Origin of the sequence: Caballeronia sp. GAFFF1 (assembly GCF_023630705.1) — a bacterium.
Classification (GTDB): Bacteria; Pseudomonadota; Gammaproteobacteria; order Burkholderiales; family Burkholderiaceae; genus Caballeronia.
Window position 1 is genome coordinate 1 of sequence record NZ_JALQEM010000016.1, and the last position, 17315, is coordinate 17315.

The following is a 17315-nucleotide window of genomic DNA, read 5'->3' on the forward strand; positions in this document are numbered from 1 at the left end:
GCCGGAACTCGGCCCGTAGTAAGGCGGCTGCGCCGCGCCCGGCGTGGCGCCCGGCTGCTGCGCGCCGCCGTTGAGCGGCTGCGCTTCGACCGCGCCACCCCCGCTGGGCGCGGTCGACACGCCCGGCGTCGCAGCGGCGACATTCGCTCCCGGCGGCGCGACGCGCACCAGCTGACCGACCTCGATTTGGTTCGGGTTGGTCAGATTGTTCCAGGCAGCGATGTCGTGATAATTCTGACCGTTTTCCAGTGCGATCCGATATAGGGTGTCGCCCGGTTTCACGCGATAGAAGCCCGGCGGCGGCGGACCGTTGGACGCGGCGGCCTGGGCGGCATCCGTGCCGATGGGCGCGCCGGTTCTATCCACCACCGGCGCCATGTCCATGCGCGTCGAACACGCCGCCAGCACGGTTAGCGCAACGACGCACACGCTGCGCTGCGCCGCCGTCAGGCGAACGTTCGCACTCCCTACTCGCCAAGCACGCAAGATACTCATCGGTGTCAAATCACTCCGGATTTCAAAGGTACAAAGAAAACGCGATCCAGTTGCGACTCGCGCCACTGCGTCGCCGAAACACGCGTGACGAGCGTCAGCACCTGCGACTGCGCGGCCTGCGATCCGACCGGCGCGACGAGTCTGCCGCCGACCGCCAGTTGATCCAGCAAGGCTTGCGGCACGTCGAGCCCCGCGCACGCGATGACGATCGCATCGAACGGCGCGGCCGCAGGCAGGCCGAGACGGCCGTCGCCGTAGTGCAGCCGGATGTTCGGCACGCGCAGCGGCCGAAGATTGAGCTTCGCGCGCTCGGACAGCGGCCGCACGCGCTCGATCGAATAAACCTCGGTTGCGACCTGCGACAGCACCGCCGCCTGATAGCCGCAGCCGGTCCCGATCTCCAGCACCTTGTCGAGCGTGCGGCCGGCCGCGACCAGTTCGATCATGCGAGCGACCACGGAAGGCTTCGAGATGGTCTGATGGTGACCGATCGGCAGGGCCGCGTCTTCGTATGCCTGCGCGGCGAGCCCGGGATCGACGAACATGTGGCGCGGCACGACCGACATGGCGTTCAGCACGCGCGGATCGGTGATGCCGTTCCCGCGCAGCCGCTCGACCATACGCTCGCGCACGCGTTCGGAGGTGAGCGTCTGCGTGCTCGTCAGCGCGACGTTCGGCGCGCCCTTCTTCGTCGCGGCGTTGGCGTTGGCGTTGGCGTTGGCGTTCGCGTTCGCGTCGCGCTCGGCGGGACGCTGCATGGTGCGCAACGCGCTCGTTCTTGGATGCGGGGCCTGCGCCGGACTGCGCGCTACAGGAGAAGTCGCTGCGGGAACCGGTTTCCCGTTTGCCGTTTTGGCAGCGAAGGCGGACGCCGCTTTCTGCGCGCCGCCCGCCGAACGCAACGCGCCCGGCGTGACCGCGGGCTTCACGCGCGACGCATCGGCGCGGCCGGCCGGCTTGCGCGGCTCGCGTACCAGGTCCGCGAGCGCCAGCGGAAAGCGCTTGGCGCGCTCGTCCGTCATGAGCGGCGGCTCCCGGCGGCGGCCCATTCGCGCGTCTCGGCCATGAGCTTCGTGTGCGTCAGGTCGAGCTGCAGCGGCGTGATGGACACATAGCCGTTCGCCACGGCGTGAAAATCGGTGCCTTCGCTGGCATCGAGCGCATCGCCCGACGGCCCGATCCAGTAGATCGGATTGCCGCGCGGATCAGTCTGGCGGATGACCGGCTGCGAAGGATGCCGCTTGCCGAGGCGCGTCACGCGCCATTCGCCGAGCTGGTCGTACGGCAGGCTGGGAATATTGACGTTCAGCAACGGATGACCCGGCATCGGATGATCGAGAAAATGCGCAACGATTTCCGCCGCGACGCGCGCCGCATCTTCCAGATGAAGCCAGTCGCGGCCGACGAGCGAAAACGCGATGGCCGGAATGCCGAACATGAAGCCTTCGGTGGCGGCGGCGACCGTGCCCGAATACAGCGTGTCCTCGCCGACGTTCTGGCCGTTGTTGATACCTGACACCACGAGGTCCGGCTGCTCGTCGAGCATGCCGGTGAGCGCGATATGCACGGAGTCGGTCGGCGTGCCGTTCACGAAGTTGAAACCGTTCGCCGCGCGATGAATGCTCAACGGCCGCGACAGCGTGAGCGAGTTCGACGAGCCGCTGCAGTTCTGCTCGGGCGCCATCACGGTCACGTTGCCGAGCGGCTGCAAAGCGTCGTGCAGCACGTTGATGCCGCGCGCCAGATAGCCGTCGTCGTTGCTGAGTAGGATTCGCATCTGACGATTGTAACCGAGGAAAGATGACGCGCGAACGCGCGCGCGGGCTCGTCCGGACCGCTGCCGTGCCCTACACTGACCGCCTCGACGACGAGGAGACGACATGCGCGCCGTTCGCTGCAATCAACACGGATTACCCGACACGCTCACCATCGAGACGTTGCCGGACCTGCACCCTGAAGCCGGGGAAATCATCATCGACGTGAAGGCGGCGAGCGTCAATTTTCCGGACGTGCTCATCGTTCAGAACAAGTATCAATTCAAGCCGCCGCTGCCGTTCACGCCGGGCGCGGAGTTGGCGGGCGTGGTACGCGAAGTGGGCGCGGGCGTGACGCGCTTCACGCCCGGCATGCGCGTGGCCGCCTACACGGCGCACGGCGCGTTCGCCGAACAGGTGCGCGCGAGCGAGACGGCGTGCATCGCGCTGCCCGATCACGTCGATCTCGCACAGGCCGCCGCGTTCACGCTCGCCTATGGCACGTCGTATCACGCGCTCGTGGATCGCGGTGAGCTGAGAGCCGGCGACACGCTGCTCGTGCTCGGCGCGGCGGGCGGCGTTGGGTTGGCGGCGGTGCAGATCGGCAAGATCGTCGGCGCGAGGGTGATCGCGGCGGCATCGAGCGCGGAGAAGCTCGCGTTCTGCCGCGAGCACGGCGCGGACGATGTCATCGACTACACGAAGGAAGACTTGCGCGAGCGCATCAAGGCGCTGACAGGCGGCAATGGTCCGGATGTCATATTTGATCCCGTCGGCGGCGCGTATGCGGAACCGGCGTTTCGCAGCATCGCGTGGCGCGGGCGCTATCTCGTCGTCGGCTTTGCGAACGGAGAGATTCCGAAGCTGCCGCTCAACCTCGCGCTCCTGAAAGGCGCGAGCATCGTCGGCGTGTTCTGGGGCGATCACATGCGCCGCGAGCACGCGCTCGCGGACCGCGAATTCGCGACGATGGTCGAGTGGATCGAAGCGGGCAAGCTGCGCCCCGTCGTCACGAAGCGTTATACGCTCGAAGAGACGCCGCAAGCGCTCGAAGACATGATGAATCGCCGCGTGACGGGCAAGGTCGTAATCGAGCCGTAGACCGCTGCTATCTCACAGCTTCTCGGTATCGCCGGTTTTCGGCTGCCATTTCATGAGCCGCCGCTCGACGAGCGCAACGAGCCCGTCGAGCACCAGCGCGAACGCGGTCAGCACGAGAATGCCGGCGAACACGGTGTTGATGTCGAACGTGCCTTCCGCCTGCAGAATCAGATAGCCGACGCCGCGCGCCGAACCGAGATACTCGCCCACCACCGAGCCGACGAACGCGAGCCCGACCGACGTATGCAGGCTCGAAAACACCCAGCTCGTCGCGCTCGGCAGATACACATGACGCAGCAGTTGCTTGCGGTTCGCGCCGAGCATGCGGGCGTTCGCGAGCACGACAGGGCTCACTTCCTTCACGCCCTGATAGACGTTGAAGAACACGATGAAGAACACGAGCGTCACGCCAAGCGCGACCTTCGACCAGATGCCGAGCCCGAACCACACGGCGAAGATCGGCGCGAGAATCACGCGCGGCATCGAGTTCGCAGCCTTGATGTAGGGGTCGAGCAGTGCGCTAGTCGTCGGCGCGAGCGCGAGCCAGAGGCCGACCGCGAGCCCCGACACCGTGCCGATGACGAAGGCGAGCACCGTCTCGATCAGCGTCACCCAAAGGTGGATATAAATTTCGCCGCCGCTGAACCATTCCCAGATGCGCACGAGCACCTTCTGCGGCTCGCCGAAGAAGAACGCGGCCTTGTTTGCGTCGTCGAAATAGAAAGGCGGCAAGAGCGTCGGGCTCGTGAGCACGTACCACACGATGAAGCACGCGAGGAGCAGCAGCCACTGCCACAGAGCGAGATTGGCCCGATTGGGGCGCAGCTTGTTCCACATGTTCGTTTTCTTAATTTGCGACGGCGGGCTTCAATTGCTGCTGATAACCCTTGAGCACTTCTTCGCGCAGCACGCCCCAAATCTGCGCGTGCAATTCGACGAAGCGGGGATGCGAGCGAATCTCCGCGACATCGCGCGGACGCGGCAGGTCGATCGCGAATTCGCCGATGGGATGCGTGCCCGGCCCCGCCGACAGCACGACGACGCGATCGGACATGGAGATGGCTTCGTCCAGATCATGCGTGATGAAGAGCACCGCCTTGCGCTTCGCAGCCCACAGTTCGAGCAGCTCGTTTTCCATCAACTGCCGCGTCTGGATGTCGAGCGCGGAGAACGGCTCGTCCATCAGGATGATGTCGGGGTCGAGAATCAGGGTCTGCGCCATCGCGACGCGCTTGCGCATGCCGCCCGACAGTTGATGCGGATACCGGTCGCCGAAGCCGGACAGCCCCACGCGCTTCAGCCAGGCTTCGCCGCGCGAGCGCGCTTCGTCTTTCGGCATGCCTTCGAACGCGAGGCCCGCGGTCACGTTGTCGAGCGCGGAGCGCCAGGGCATCAGCGCGTCCGCCTGAAACATGTAGCCCGCGCGGCGGTTGATGCCTTTCAGCGGTTCGCCGAACACGCTCACCGTGCCTGACGACGACTGCAGCAAGCCCGCCGAGATGTTGAGCAGCGTGGACTTGCCGCATCCGGTCGGGCCTACCACGGACACGAACTCGCCCGGCGCAATCAAAAGCGTGGTATCGCGAACGGCGGTATAGCGGTCGCGGCGATTCTCGCGCGACGCGAACGTGCAAGTGACGTCCTGCAGCGCGAGCGCGGGTTGGTCGGGCGTCGCCATCGGCTACGCCTTGACCGAGGCGAGCGCCTTCTTCACGAAGTCGTTCGTCCAGGTCTTCGACACGTCGATCGGCTTGCCCTTCACGGTCTCGTCGAACGCCTGGAGCGTCTTGAGTGACGTGGCCGGGCCGTCTTCCGGCATCAGGCCATCGGGCGACATGGCTTCCTTCACGTGCTGCCACGAATCGAGATACAGCGCGCGGTCGCCGAGCAGATAGCCTTCCGGCACCGTCGCGATCAGTTCCTTTCCCGATGCCGTTTGCAGCCACTTGAGCGCGCGCACCATCGCGTTGGTCAGCGCCTGCGTCGTATTCGGATTCTTGCTGATGAAGCTCTGCGACGCGTAGAGACACCCCGCGGGCATGTTGCCGCCGAACACCGTGCGCGTATCCGCGAGCGTGCGCGTGTCCGAGACGATGCGAATCTCGCCCGCGCGGTCGAGCTTGGTCATCACGGGATCGAGGTTCGCCATGGCGTCGATCTGGCCGGACTCCAGCGCGGCGATCGCGCCCGCTCCCGCGCCGACGCCGATAAACGAGACGTCCGTCGCCTTGAGACCGGCCTTCGCGAGCACGAAGCTCGCCATGATCGACGTCGACGAACCCGGCGCCGTCACGCCGATTTTCTTGCCCTTCAGATCCGCAACGGACTTGTAGTTCGGCATCGCCTTCTTTGATACGGCGAGCACGATCTGGGGCGCGCGACCTTGCAGCACGAATTCGCGGAAATACTGGTTCTTGGCTTGCAGTAGCAGCGTGTGCTCGAACGCGCCGGACACGACGTCCGCGCTGCCGCCGACCGCCGCCTGCAACGCCTTCGCGCCGCCCGCGAAATCGGCGACCTCGATATCGAGTCCTTCGTCCTTGAAGTAGTTGCGGCGCTCCGCGATGGTGAGCGGCAGATAGTAGAAAAGGTTCTTGCCGCCGACGGCGATCGACACCTTCGTCTGTTCCGGCTTGCCTTGCGCGAACGCGAGCGGCATGCCCGACACTGCGCTACCCGCGAGCACGGCGCCGCTCGCGATGAACGTCCTGCGTTTCATCGTTGTTGTCTCCTGTCCACCGGATGTCGCATGAATTGCGCTCCGGTTGCTTGTCGTTCTCGTCTGCGCTGCCGGCCGGGTGACGCAATTCGCTCAGATCACCTTGGCCGCCCGCAGTCGCGCGATATCGTCAGGATGATACCCGAGCGTTGTAAGGACTTCATCGGTGTGTTCACCGAGTTGCGGCCCGAGCCAGCGCGTCTCGCCGGGCGTGTCGGACAGCTTCGGCGTGACGTTCGGCAGCGTGATCTCGCGGCCGTCCTGCCAGGGGAAGCGTTGCAGCATCTGCCGCGCGATGTACTGCGGGTCCGTGAACATGTCCGCGACGCTGTAGATGCGCCCGGCCGGCACGTCGGCGGCGTTCAGCACGGCGAGCGCCTCGTCGATGCTGCGCGTCGAAAGCCACGCGGCGATGGCGTCGTCGATTTCCTGCGTGCGCGGCACGCGCCCGTCGTTCGAGGCGAGCGCCGGATCGTTCGCGAGATCGGCGCGGTCGATGGCGGTCATCAGCCGCCTGAAGATGGGATCGCTATTGCCGCCGATGACGATGCTGCCATCGCGGCACGGATACGTGTTCGACGGCACGATGCCCGGCAGCGACGCGCCCGTGCGCTCGCGTACGAGGCCATAGACGCCGTATTCCGGCACGACGCTCTCCATCATGTTGAAGACGGCTTCGTAGAGCGCGACATCGACCACCTGCCCTTTGCCGCCGTTCACCTGCCGATGATGCAGCGCCATCAGCGCGCCGATGACGCCGTGCAGCGCGGCAATCGAATCGCCGATGGAAATGCCGATGCGCGGCGGCGGCAAGTCCGGATAGCCTGTGATGTGCCGCAGGCCGCCCATCGATTCGGCAATCGCGCCGAAGCCCGGACGGTCTCGATACGGCCCGGTCTGGCCGTAGCCGGAGAGCCGCACCATCACGAGACCGGGGTTTTCGGCTGAGAGCGTTTCATAGCCGAGACCGAGCTTTTCCAATAGACCCGGCCGGAAGTTCTCGATGACGATGTCCGCTTCCTTCGCGAGCCGCCGGACGATTTCCTTGCCCTCTTCGGCCTTCAGGTTCACGGTCACGGACTTCTTGTTGCGCGCCTGAACCGCCCACCAGAGCGACGTGCCGCCGACTTCTGGATACAGCTTGCGCCACTTGCGCAGCGGATCGCCGCCGTTCGGGTCTTCTATCTTGATGACGTCCGCGCCGAACTCGCCCATGAAGCGCGCGGCGAACGGCCCCGCGATGAGCGTGCCCAGTTCGAGCACCTTGACGCCGGCGAGCGGCCCCGCGATTGCGCTCATGTTGTCGTCTCCTTTGTTCTTGTATGGGCTTTCAGAGCGGCAGATCCAGCGGCTTGAAGCGCGGCGTGCCATCGGCGAGCGTCTCGTTGAACATCGCGGCGGGCCGCACCCACAAACCGCGCTCGTGCGGCCACAGGTGTTCGTAGACGATCATCGCTTCTTCCGTTTCGGAGTGCCGGGCCACGCCGATCACGCGATACAGCCCGCCCTTGTAATGCCGATGCGTGGCGAGCGCGAGTGCTTCGGTTTCTGTCATGAAGTCTTCCTTATACGGAGCGCCGGTCGAGCATCGCCCGCGCGATAGTGCCCGCATCGACATATTCGAGCTCGCCGCCCACCGGCACGCCGCGCGCGAGCCGCGTGACCTTCAGCCCTTTCGACTTGAGCGTCTGCGCGAGGTAATGCGCGGTGGCTTCGCCTTCGTTGGTGAAGTTCGTTGCGAGCACGACCTCTTGCACGGCGCCATCCAGCGCGCGGCTGATCAGGCGCTCGAAGTGAATCTCCTTCGGCCCGATGCCGTCGAGCGGACTCAACCTGCCCATCAGCACGAAATACAGCCCGCGATACGTGAGCGTCTGTTCGAGCATGATCTGGTCGGCCGGCGTCTCGACGACGCACAGCAGAGCCGGATCGCGCTCCGGATCCAGACAGACTTCGCAGATCGGCGCCTCGGTGAAGGTGTTGCACTTCTCGCAGTGGCGCAGATGCTCGGTCGCGAACAGCAGCGAATTGCCGAGCTTCTCGGCGCCGGCGCGGTCGTGCTGCATCAGGTGATACGCCATGCGCTGCGCGGATTTCGGGCCGACGCCCGGCAGCGCGCGCAGCGCCTCGACGAGCGCCGAGAGGGCGGAAGGTTGTTTCATGTGTCCTTCGTTGGCATCGAAACGCGCCGAATGCGCTTCGGCGCGCGCGATCAGAACGGCAGCTTGAAGCCCGGCGGCATCGGCATGCCGGCGGTCATGCCGCTCATCTTCTCTTGCGTGGTGGCTTCGGCCTTGCGCACGGCGTCGTTGAACGCGGCGGCGACGAGGTCTTCGAGCATGTCCTTGTCGTCCGCGAGCAGGCTCGGGTCGATCTGCACGCGCTTCACGTCGTTCTTGCAGGTCATCGTCACCTTCACGAGACCGGCGCCCGACTGGCCCTCGACCTCGATCAGCGCGAGCTGATCCTGCATCTTCTTCATGTTTTCCTGCATCTGCTGAGCTTGCTTCATCAGCCCGGCGAGTTGGTTCTTCATCATGGTGCGGCTCCTTCCTGAAAAGCGGATATGCGGATGGCGGCGAGCGCGCCGCGACGTGCGGCGGCGCGCTTCGGAATTTAAGCCGCACATGCGGCGAGTGTGCGGCGTGTCTTGCTGCTTACTGTACCGTGCCCGTCAGGCGGATGCGCCCGGCGTATGTCCGCCCGATTCGGCAAGCGGCCTGATCGAGCCTTGCACGATGCTCGCGCCGAAATCGCGGATGAGCGACTGCACGAACGGATCGCGCTGGATCTCCTGCTCGGCCTCCTGCTGCTTCTTCGCGCGTTCGGCTGCGTCGAGCGCGGCTGCCGTGCGGCGCGCGGGACCGACGCTCACGTTGACTTCGACGGCGCGGCCGAGCTTCTCGGCAAGCGCGCTCTTGAGCTTCGCGACGTGGCCGGCGTCCTTGTACATGGGCACGGCGACAGTGAGCGTGACCGAATTCGCGTCGCAGGCGGTCAGTTCGCTGTTGAACGCGAGTTGATACGCGACACCTTTGAGCGGCAGATCGACGGCGAGCGCCGCCCATTCGATGTCGACGCCAAGCGCATCGAGCTCGACGGCGGGCGGCAACGGCGCGGTGTCGACTTTCGGGACTGACTTCGGCGCGGGTTCGCTGCGAAAGCGCATGTCGTCGGGGCCGTTGTCGAACGCGGGGATGTAACCGTCGTCGGGCGGCATGAAGTACGCATCTTCCGACGATGCCGGGGCGTAGTCGTCCGGCGGCATGTCCTCCCACGGCGGAACGACTTTCGCGGCGGGTTTCGCTTGCGGCTCGGGCGCGGCTGCGGGTGCCGACGCAGGTGCCGACGCGGATGCCGCTTGAGCCGCCGGGCGGCGCGGCTCCGGGACCTGAACTTTCACAGCGGGCTTGGCAACGGGCTTGGGCGCAGCGGCCGGCGCGTTCCCCTGCCCTGCTGCCGATCCGCGCCCCGGGCGATCCGACGACAGCCGCAAGCCTGCGCTGCGCAGCACTTCGAGCGCGGCGCTCGCTCCGCTTCCGGCGCGGGAAGGCGCGGGAGATTCCACGGATGCAGCGGCGTCGACCGTCTGTCGGGCGGCGGCGGAAAGTGGCGCGGGCGCGGCTGGCGGATCGTCGGCTGCGTTGGCTGCGTTGGCTGCGTTGTCGTCTGCCCGCGTCGCGGAGACGAGCGATGCGGCTGGCGCTGCGTTGTCCGCATCGGCGGCTTTGTCTTCCGAGCGATTCGCGGAAACGCGCGACGCGGCTGACGGTGCGTTGTCTCTCTCGCCGGCTTTGTCTTCCGAGCGAGTCGCCGACACAAGCGACGCAGCTGGCGGCGCGTTGCCAGCATCGGCGGCTTCGTCTTCCGGGCGATTCGCGGAGACGCGCGACGCGGCTGACGGTGCGTTGTCTCTCTCGCCGGCTTTGTCTTCCAAGCGAGTCGCCGACACAAGCGACGCAGCTGGCGGCGCGTTGCCCGCAACGGCGGCTTCGTCTTCCGAGCGATTCGCGGAAACGCGCGACGCATCCGAGCGTTCGCCGTTCGCCGCGGATGCTTCGTCGCGACCATTCGATGCAGGCGATGCGTACGCCGAAACGACGCTACGATTACGGGCCTGCGCTTGCGGCTCGTGCGTCGCCGCAGATGCCCCGCTCGGCGCCTTTGCAGCAACCGGCGCGGGCGCCACCGCGCGTTCGGCCATCGCGCCGGCGAGCGCCGCGCTGCGCTGCGGCTTCGTTGCTTGCGGCGCGTTCACCGCGAGGCCGCCACCGCCGGGCCCGCCTGCAGGCTCGAACGCCAGCATGCGCAGCAGCGTCATCGTGAAGCCGGCGTATTCGTCCGGCGCGAGGCCCAACTCACTTCGGCCGACGGTCGCGATCTGATAGAACAACTGCACCTGCTCGGCGGACAGCGCATCCGCGAAGCGGCGGATATCGTCGGCTTCGGGCCACTCGTCCAACACCGACGACGGCGCGAATTGCGCCCATGCGATTCGGTGCAGCAAGCTCGCCAGATCCTGCAACGCAGTCGAGAACGACAGGCTGCGCAGCGCCATTTCGTCCGCAATGGCGAGCACGCCCGCGCCGTCGCCGGCGGCGAGCGCGTCGATGAGACGGATCAGATAGCTTTGATCGAGCGCGCCGAGCATGCCGCGCACGGCTTCTTCGGTCACCTGATTCGCCGAATAGGCGATAGCCTGATCGGTCAGCGAAAGCGCGTCGCGCATGCTGCCGTCCGCCGCGCGCGACAAAAGCCGCAGCGCCTGCGGTTCGAACGGTATGTGCTCTTCGCCGAGAATGTGCTCGAGATGCGAGACGATATGCCCCGCCGGCATCTGCTTGAGGTTGAACTGAAGGCAGCGCGAGAGCACCGTCACCGGAATCTTCTGCGGATCGGTGGTGGCAAGAATGAATTTGACGTGCGGCGGCGGCTCTTCCAGCGTCTTCAGCATGGCGTTGAAGGCGTGGTTCGTGAGCATGTGCACTTCGTCGATCATATAGACCTTGAAGCGCGCATCGACCGGCGCATACACCGCGCGCTCCAGAAGCGCGGCCATTTCATCGACGCCGCGATTGCTCGCCGCATCCATTTCCACATAGTCGACGAAGCGGCCTTCGTCAATTTCCCGGCACGCGCGGCACACGCCGCACGGCTTCGAGCTCACGCCGGTCTCGCAGTTGAGCGCCTTCGCGAAGATGCGCGAAAGCGTCGTCTTGCCGACGCCGCGCGTGCCCGTGAACAGATAGGCGTGATGCAGACGGCCGCCGTCGAGCGCGTGCGTGAGCGCGCGAACGACATGCTCCTGGCCGACGAGCGACTCGAACGATTTCGGCCGCCATTTGCGTGCGAGAACTTGATAGGTCATGCGCGAAATTGTATCAGCAACGACTTGCGGGAAACGCGCGAGAGCGGCATGCGGCAAGCGTCCAGGGAGGCTGTCGCCGCACTGGAAAAACCGGGGGAATGCTGGGGGGAAAGACGACAGGAAAAGCGGACAACAGGCAAGGCGAACAACAAGAAAAGCGGAAGGTGACGAGCCCGACCCTCGGCACTGGTGGAAAGCGGCTGTGGCTGCTTCGTTCCCGACCTGACCAGGTTGACCGCGCCACCATGCGAGGAGGCCCGTCACGACGAATTGTATCACGCACCGCGCGCCGCCCGGAAGGCTCGCCGCGAACCTCGCTGTAAAGGCGCGACCGTGCTCTTGTGCTTCGTGCTTTCGCCCTCAGATCGTCGCTATCGGGCACGGGCAACGGATAGCAAAGTAGGCTAAGATGGCATGTGACTTACCTGTGACCGTGCGTGCCCGGGCCCGAATCGGCGGGCGCGGTGGCGGGACATTCGTTCGCTCATGAACTGTAGATTCAGCGGCAAAATGAGCGGCGAAATCCTTTTTCAGTTTTCGTGTATCGTGGCGAGCATTCCAACGCGGGCCTCGAATCAATAGAGGTATTCAGACAATGAGCGAATCAATCAAGCACATCAGCGACGCTTCTTTCGAACAGGACGTCGTCAAGTCGGATAAACCTGTCCTGCTCGACTTCTGGGCCGAGTGGTGCGGTCCGTGCAAGATGATTGCCCCGATCCTCGACGAAGTCGCGAAGGATTACGGCGATCGCCTGCAGATCGCGAAGATCAATGTGGACGAACACCAGTCGACGCCGGTCAAGTTCGGCGTGCGCGGCATTCCCACGCTGATCCTGTTCAAGAACGGCGCGGTCGCCGCGCAGAAGGTCGGCGCCTTGTCGAAGTCGCAACTGACCGCGTTCCTCGACAGCAACCTGTAACTGCACCAACGGCGGGCGCCCGGCTTTCTGCGGCGCTCGCTTCGCGCGATTCCAATGAAAAGCGCGAGAACCGATGTTGTCGCACGACAACATCGGCCGAAAAGCCCCGCCCCCGGCCTATCCGAGGCCTGCGCGGCGTGTGCTATGCTAGAATCACAAGACTTCAAGAAGTATTAACTAGCAGTATTAAGTCTAGAGCGGTTCCGCTCACCTCTTCCCCAAATCTTTCTGTCGCACCTCTTCTCCCCGGCGGGAAATCCGTATGCATTTATCCGAGCTCAAGTCTCAGCACGTGTCTGCACTGATCGAGATGGCCAATGGCCTGGAGATCGAAAACGCGAACCGCCTGCGCAAGCAGGAATTGATGTTCGCGATTCTTAAAAAGCGCGCCAAGGCTGGCGACACGATTTTCGGCGACGGCACGCTCGAAGTGCTGCCCGACGGCTTCGGGTTTCTGCGCTCGCCCGAGACTTCGTATCTCGCGAGTACGGACGATATCTATATCAGCCCGTCGCAGATTCGCCGTTTCAATCTGCATACCGGCGACACCATCGAAGGCGAAGTGCGCACGCCGAAAGACGGCGAGCGCTATTTCGCGCTGGTGAAGGTCGACAAAGTCAACGGGCAGCCGCCCGAGGCCTCGAAACACAAGATCATGTTCGAGAACCTCACGCCGCTGCATCCGAATAAGCCTTTGCCGCTCGAACGCGAAATGCGCGGCGAGGAAAACGTCACGGGCCGCATCATCGACATGATCGCGCCGATCGGCAAGGGCCAGCGCGGGCTGCTCGTCGCGTCGCCGAAGTCGGGCAAGACCGTGATGCTTCAGCACATCGCGCATGCGGTGAAGGCCAATCATCCGGACGTCGTGCTGTTCGTGCTCCTGATCGACGAGCGTCCCGAGGAAGTCACCGAAATGCAGCGTTCGGTCGCGGGCGAAGTGATCGCCTCGACCTTCGACGAACCTGCCGCGCGTCACGTGCAGGTGGCCGAAATGGTCATCGAGAAGGCGAAGCGCTTGGTCGAAATGAAGCATGACGTCGTGATCCTGCTCGACTCCATCACGCGTCTCGCGCGTGCCTACAACACGGTCGTGCCGGCATCGGGCAAGGTGCTGACGGGCGGTGTCGATGCGAACGCACTGCAGCGTCCGAAGCGCTTCTTCGGCGCGGCGCGCAACATCGAGGAAGGCGGGTCGCTTACCATCATCGGCACGGCGCTGATCGAAACCGGCAGCCGCATGGACGACGTGATCTACGAAGAGTTCAAGGGCACCGGCAACATGGAAGTGCACCTCGAGCGCCGTCTCGCGGAAAAGCGCGTGTATCCGTCCATCAACCTGAACAAGTCGGGCACGCGCCGCGAAGAACTGCTGATCAAGCCGGATCTGCTGCAAAAGGTCTGGGTGCTGCGCAAGTTCATTCACGACATGGACGAAGTCGAAGCGATGGAATTCCTGCTCGACAAGATTCGTCAGACGAAGAGCAACTCCGAGTTCTTCGACCTGATGCGTCGCGGCGGGGGTTGATTCCCGTTCCGCTTCGCGCTTTCAAGGAACCGCCTGCATCGTCAGGCGGTTTTTTATTGACGCGTGGGCGCCCGGTCACGATGCCGCCGGGCTCGCATCCGTACAATCCGGTCTGTTCCTGCGCGATCCCGCGCACCACTCGACCGACCGATGCCCAACCTCTTCACCCGCTGGTTCGGCGCGCAACGCCGCGAACGCGCGCTGCGCAAGTACGCCATCGACGACGCCCTCTGGCAGCGCACGCTCGACGCCTTCCCGTTTTTTGGCCACCTGAGCGCGACCGACCGCGAACAGCTGCGCGAACTGACGAGCCTTTTCATCGCGCAGAAGTCGTTCTCCACCGCGCACGAACTGGAACTGACCGACGAGATGATCGTCGCGATCGCCGCGCAGGCGTGCCTGCCGGTGCTCAACCTGAGCCTCGATCTGTACGACGGCTGGGTCGGCGTGATCGTCTATCCGGGCGAGTTCGTCATCAGAAAGACCGTGGAGGACGAAGCCGGCGTGGTGCACGAGATCGAGCACGACGCGAGCGGCGAGGCGTGGGAAGGCGGCCCGGTCGTGCTGTCGTGGGAGGACGCGCAGATGGCGGACGGCTCGGACGCGTACAACGTCGTGATTCACGAGTTCGCGCACAAGATCGACATGGTGAACGGCGAGGCTAACGGGCATCCGCCGCTTTTTCGACGCTGGCACGCGCCGCTCGACCACGCCGCGTGGTCCGACGTGTTCGACAACGCGTACGACCAGTTCTGCGCCCGCGTCGACGCCGTGCCGAAGCGCCGCTGGAGCCGTTTCGAGCGCGAATCGCTGATCGATCCGTATGCGGCCGACCATCCGTCGGAATTCTTCGCGGTATGCAGCGAGGCGCTCTTCGTCACCCCGCAGGCTTTCGAGGCCGAGTATCCCGAGTTGTATCGACTGCTCGCGCGCTATTACCGCCAAGACCCGGCGAACGTGGGCGCGCTGGCGGGTTGACTCCTGCAGACGTCTCGGAAAAAGTATCAACCGACTGATTTTCTGGCATAATCTTTGTTTTTCGACCCCCAGGCAAGTGACTCGCTAAAGCCACCGTGAACGGTGCAGCGGGTTGGCTACCGCCAGATACCAGGAAAGATCATGAAAGAAGGCATTCACCCGAATTACCGCGAAGTCCTGTTCGTCGACATGTCGAACGACTTCAAGTTCGTGACCCGCTCGACCATCCAGACGCGCGAAACCGCCGAGTACAACGGTAAGACGTACCCGCTCGCGAAGATCGAAGTGTCGTCGGAATCGCACCCGTTCTACACCGGCCAGCAGAAGATCATGGACACGGCCGGCCGCGTCGAGAAGTTCAACAACAAGTTCGCGCGCTTCTCCACCAAGAAGTAAGTCGGGCTTCAGGTTTCAGCAAAAAGGGCAGCTTTGGCTGCCCTTTTTTGTCCCTGCATCTTTGGCAGCGCATCTTTCGGCGGCCGTCCGCGCCCGCCTCGTCGGCTGCAACGGGTAAGCGTCGTTGCGCGCGGTTACATGCCGACGCGGCAAGACGCTACGCAAGCCGCTGCCCGACTACAATGCCGGATGCTCCGGCCCCGCCGCGCTTTTTTGCGCACGCCTCTTGGCGGTCCGTCTCTCCATCAAGCCTTCTCGCATGCGATCTGTCGTTCGTCTGACCGCCTCCGCCACCAGCGCCCTGCCGCGCTGGCTCTTGCTCGCCATCTGCATCACGTATGCGTCGTTCGGCCTCTTCGGCCGCGATCCCTGGAAGAACGAAGACGCAGCGGGCTTCGGCGTGATGTGGACGATGGCCAACGGCGACGCCCGCGACTGGCTTCTGCCGAACCTGCTCGGCAAGGCGCCGACCGCCGACGGACCGCTGATGTACTGGCTCGGCGCGACGTCGATCCGCCTCCTGAGCCCGTGGGTCGATGCGAGCAACGCGTCGCGCGTCGTGACGTGCCTGCTCTTCTGTCTCGCGTGCGCGTTCGTCTGGTATTCGACGTATCTGCTCGGCCGCCGCGAAGAAGCGCAGCCTTTCAAATATGCGTTCGGCGGCGAGCCGGAACCGCGCGACTACGGCCGCACGCTCGCCGATGGCGCGCTCCTGATCCTGCTCGCGTGCTTCGGCCTCGCCGAGCGCGGCCACGAAACCACGCCGCAGCTCGCGCAGTTCGCCGGCACGGCCATGCTCATCTACGGCCTCGTGCGCAGCCTCGACAAGCCGGTACACGGCGCGCTCGTGTGGGGCGCGGCGATCGGCGTCGTCGGACTGTCGAGCTCGCCGGTGCTCGTCTTCGCGCTGCTGCTCTGCACGCTCGCCATGACGATCATCGTGCGTCAGGTGCGCGCCGCGCCCTTGCTGATCTACGGCCTTCCGGTCGCCGTCGTGCTGATCGCCGCCTGGGTGTTGCCGACGCTGCACTTCTTCCCCGACGACGGCGAGTGGTGGCTGCGTCAGTGGTGGCGCACGAGTTTCTATACGTTCTCCGGCCCGCCGTCCATCGTCTTCGGCTACGCGATGAAGAACCTGCCGCTCTTCGCCTGGCCCGCGTGGCCGCTCGCGGTGTGGGCGTTCGTGAGCTGGGGCGGCATGCGCCGCTCGCCGCACGTGGCGGTGCCGTTGTCGATCATCGGGCCGCTGCTCGTGCTCGTCGTGCTCCAGGCGCACGAGACCAACCGCCTCTTCCTGCTGCTTTTACCGCCGCTTTCCGTGCTCGCAACGTTCGCGCTGCCGACGCTCAAGCGCGGCGCGATCAACGCGATCGACTGGTTCGCGATGCTCAGCTTCACGATCATCGGCTCGCTGGTGTGGCTCGTGTGGACGGCGGGCATGATCGGCTTTCCGGCGCCGATGGCGCGCAACCTCGCGCGTCTCGTGCCGGGCTTTCACCCCGAGTTCAAGCTCATTTCCTTCGTGTGCGCGGTGGCCGTGACGGTCTGCTGGTTCCTGCTCGCCCGCTGGCGGCTTGCGCGTCATCCGAAGGTGCTGTGGCGCAGCGTCGTGTTGTCGAGCGCGGGCACCACGCTGATGTGGGTGCTGCTCATGACCCTTTGGCTGCCGGTCGTCAACTACAGCCGCACGTATCGCGACGTCGCCGAGCAGATCGCCGAGCATCTTCCGCCCGATTACACGTGCATTTCGCCCGTGCGTCTCGGCGATGCGCAGATCGCGACCTTCGCCTATTTCGGCGGCATGCACTTCGCGTTCGACGAAGATTGCGATGTGATCCTTCGACAGGACCGCGCCGATTACGGCGATCCGCCGTCCATCTCGACGTTCCAGTGGAAGCTCGTGTGGGAAGGCCGCCGCGCCGCCGACCGCGACGAACGCTTCCGCCTCTACGTGCGCATCCAGCGCCCCGCGCCGCCGGCAAAGAAGCCGCTGCGCCCGCGAGCGCTGCGCCGGACCCAGTAAGGCCATGCTCCGCAAGCTCTCGATTCCGAAC

General features: G+C 65.0%; 17 protein-coding genes and 1 other RNA gene. 6 read left to right on the forward strand and 12 right to left on the reverse strand.

All coding sequences use genetic code 11. The features are described from left to right. The 3 genes from NCR37_RS07465 to surE all read right to left on the reverse strand — a co-directional run. Positions 1-495 (reverse strand): LysM peptidoglycan-binding domain-containing protein (locus NCR37_RS07465; RefSeq protein WP_250472452.1); only part of this gene is annotated, 495 nt, incomplete at its 3' end. Positions 496-500: 5 nt separating this feature from the next. Beyond that, positions 501-1517 (reverse strand): protein-L-isoaspartate(D-aspartate) O-methyltransferase, encoded by a 1017-nt coding sequence (locus tag NCR37_RS07470; protein WP_250472453.1) that lies wholly within the window; start codon positions 1515-1517, stop codon positions 501-503. Then, a complete protein-coding gene (surE, locus tag NCR37_RS07475; RefSeq protein WP_250472454.1) occupies positions 1514-2272 on the reverse strand; it encodes a 5'/3'-nucleotidase SurE in 759 nt (252 codons plus the stop codon). The genes NCR37_RS07470 and surE overlap by 4 nt, the downstream gene beginning before the upstream one ends. A 103-nt stretch (positions 2273-2375) precedes the next feature. On the opposite strand from surE, the gene NCR37_RS07480 reads away from it, so the two are divergent. Further along, a complete protein-coding gene (locus NCR37_RS07480; protein ID WP_250472455.1) occupies positions 2376-3350 on the forward strand; it encodes an NADPH:quinone oxidoreductase family protein in 975 nt (324 codons plus the stop codon). A gap of 12 nt (positions 3351-3362) precedes the next feature. On the opposite strand, the gene NCR37_RS07485 is transcribed toward NCR37_RS07480, so the two are convergent. The 9 genes from NCR37_RS07485 to ffs form a co-directional block, all read right to left on the reverse strand. Then, a complete protein-coding gene (locus tag NCR37_RS07485) occupies positions 3363-4187 on the reverse strand; it encodes an ABC transporter permease (protein WP_250472456.1) in 825 nt (274 codons plus the stop codon). Between the two features lie 10 nt (positions 4188-4197). After that, the gene (locus NCR37_RS07490; protein ID WP_250472457.1) at positions 4198-5028 is read right to left on the reverse strand and encodes an ABC transporter ATP-binding protein; all 831 of its coding nucleotides are present in this window, start codon (positions 5026-5028) and stop codon (positions 4198-4200) included. Between the two features lie 3 nt (positions 5029-5031). Continuing rightward, positions 5032-6069: an ABC transporter substrate-binding protein gene (locus NCR37_RS07495; protein ID WP_250472458.1), complete on the reverse strand. Its 1038-nt coding sequence runs from the start codon at positions 6067-6069 to the stop codon at positions 5032-5034. Between the two features lie 93 nt (positions 6070-6162). Continuing rightward, a complete protein-coding gene (locus NCR37_RS07500) occupies positions 6163-7368 on the reverse strand; it encodes a CaiB/BaiF CoA transferase family protein (RefSeq protein ID WP_250472459.1) in 1206 nt (401 codons plus the stop codon). 31 nt (positions 7369-7399) lie between these two features. Next, a complete protein-coding gene (locus NCR37_RS07505) occupies positions 7400-7624 on the reverse strand; it encodes a DUF1653 domain-containing protein (RefSeq protein WP_244846502.1) in 225 nt (74 codons plus the stop codon). A gap of 10 nt (positions 7625-7634) precedes the next feature. Continuing rightward, complete coding sequence (recR, locus tag NCR37_RS07510; protein ID WP_250472460.1) at positions 7635-8231, reverse strand: recombination mediator RecR; 597 nt, start codon at positions 8229-8231, stop codon at positions 7635-7637. 50 nt (positions 8232-8281) lie between these two features. Further along, on the reverse strand, positions 8282-8608 hold the full coding sequence (locus NCR37_RS07515) for a YbaB/EbfC family nucleoid-associated protein (RefSeq protein ID WP_159836360.1): 327 nt from the start codon (positions 8606-8608) through the stop codon (positions 8282-8284). Between the two features lie 135 nt (positions 8609-8743). Then, positions 8744-11437 carry a DNA polymerase III subunit gamma/tau gene (gene dnaX, locus NCR37_RS07520; RefSeq protein ID WP_250472461.1) on the reverse strand — a complete coding sequence of 898 codons (2694 nt, stop codon included), beginning with the start codon at positions 11435-11437 and terminating at the stop codon, positions 8744-8746. 163 nt (positions 11438-11600) lie between these two features. After that, an RNA gene (ffs, locus tag NCR37_RS07525) (signal recognition particle sRNA small type) lies at positions 11601-11699 on the reverse strand. 333 nt (positions 11700-12032) lie between these two features. Here ffs and trxA point away from each other — a divergent pair. The 5 genes from trxA (at position 12033) to NCR37_RS07550 (ending at position 17284) form a co-directional block, all read left to right on the forward strand. After that, complete coding sequence (gene trxA, locus NCR37_RS07530; protein WP_008349330.1) at positions 12033-12359, forward strand: thioredoxin TrxA; 327 nt, start codon at positions 12033-12035, stop codon at positions 12357-12359. A gap of 262 nt (positions 12360-12621) precedes the next feature. Continuing rightward, positions 12622-13887 (forward strand): transcription termination factor Rho, encoded by a 1266-nt coding sequence (rho, locus tag NCR37_RS07535; RefSeq protein WP_159836362.1) that lies wholly within the window; start codon positions 12622-12624, stop codon positions 13885-13887. A 150-nt stretch (positions 13888-14037) separates the two neighbouring features. Beyond that, on the forward strand, positions 14038-14865 hold the full coding sequence (locus NCR37_RS07540) for a M90 family metallopeptidase (protein ID WP_250472462.1): 828 nt from the start codon (positions 14038-14040) through the stop codon (positions 14863-14865). 141 nt (positions 14866-15006) lie between these two features. Further along, positions 15007-15261, forward strand: coding sequence for a type B 50S ribosomal protein L31 (locus tag NCR37_RS07545; protein ID WP_250472463.1), 255 nt, complete (start codon positions 15007-15009; stop codon positions 15259-15261). Between the two features lie 259 nt (positions 15262-15520). Further along, a complete protein-coding gene (locus NCR37_RS07550) occupies positions 15521-17284 on the forward strand; it encodes an ArnT family glycosyltransferase (protein WP_250472464.1) in 1764 nt (587 codons plus the stop codon). The last annotated feature ends 31 nt before the right edge of the window (positions 17285-17315 follow it).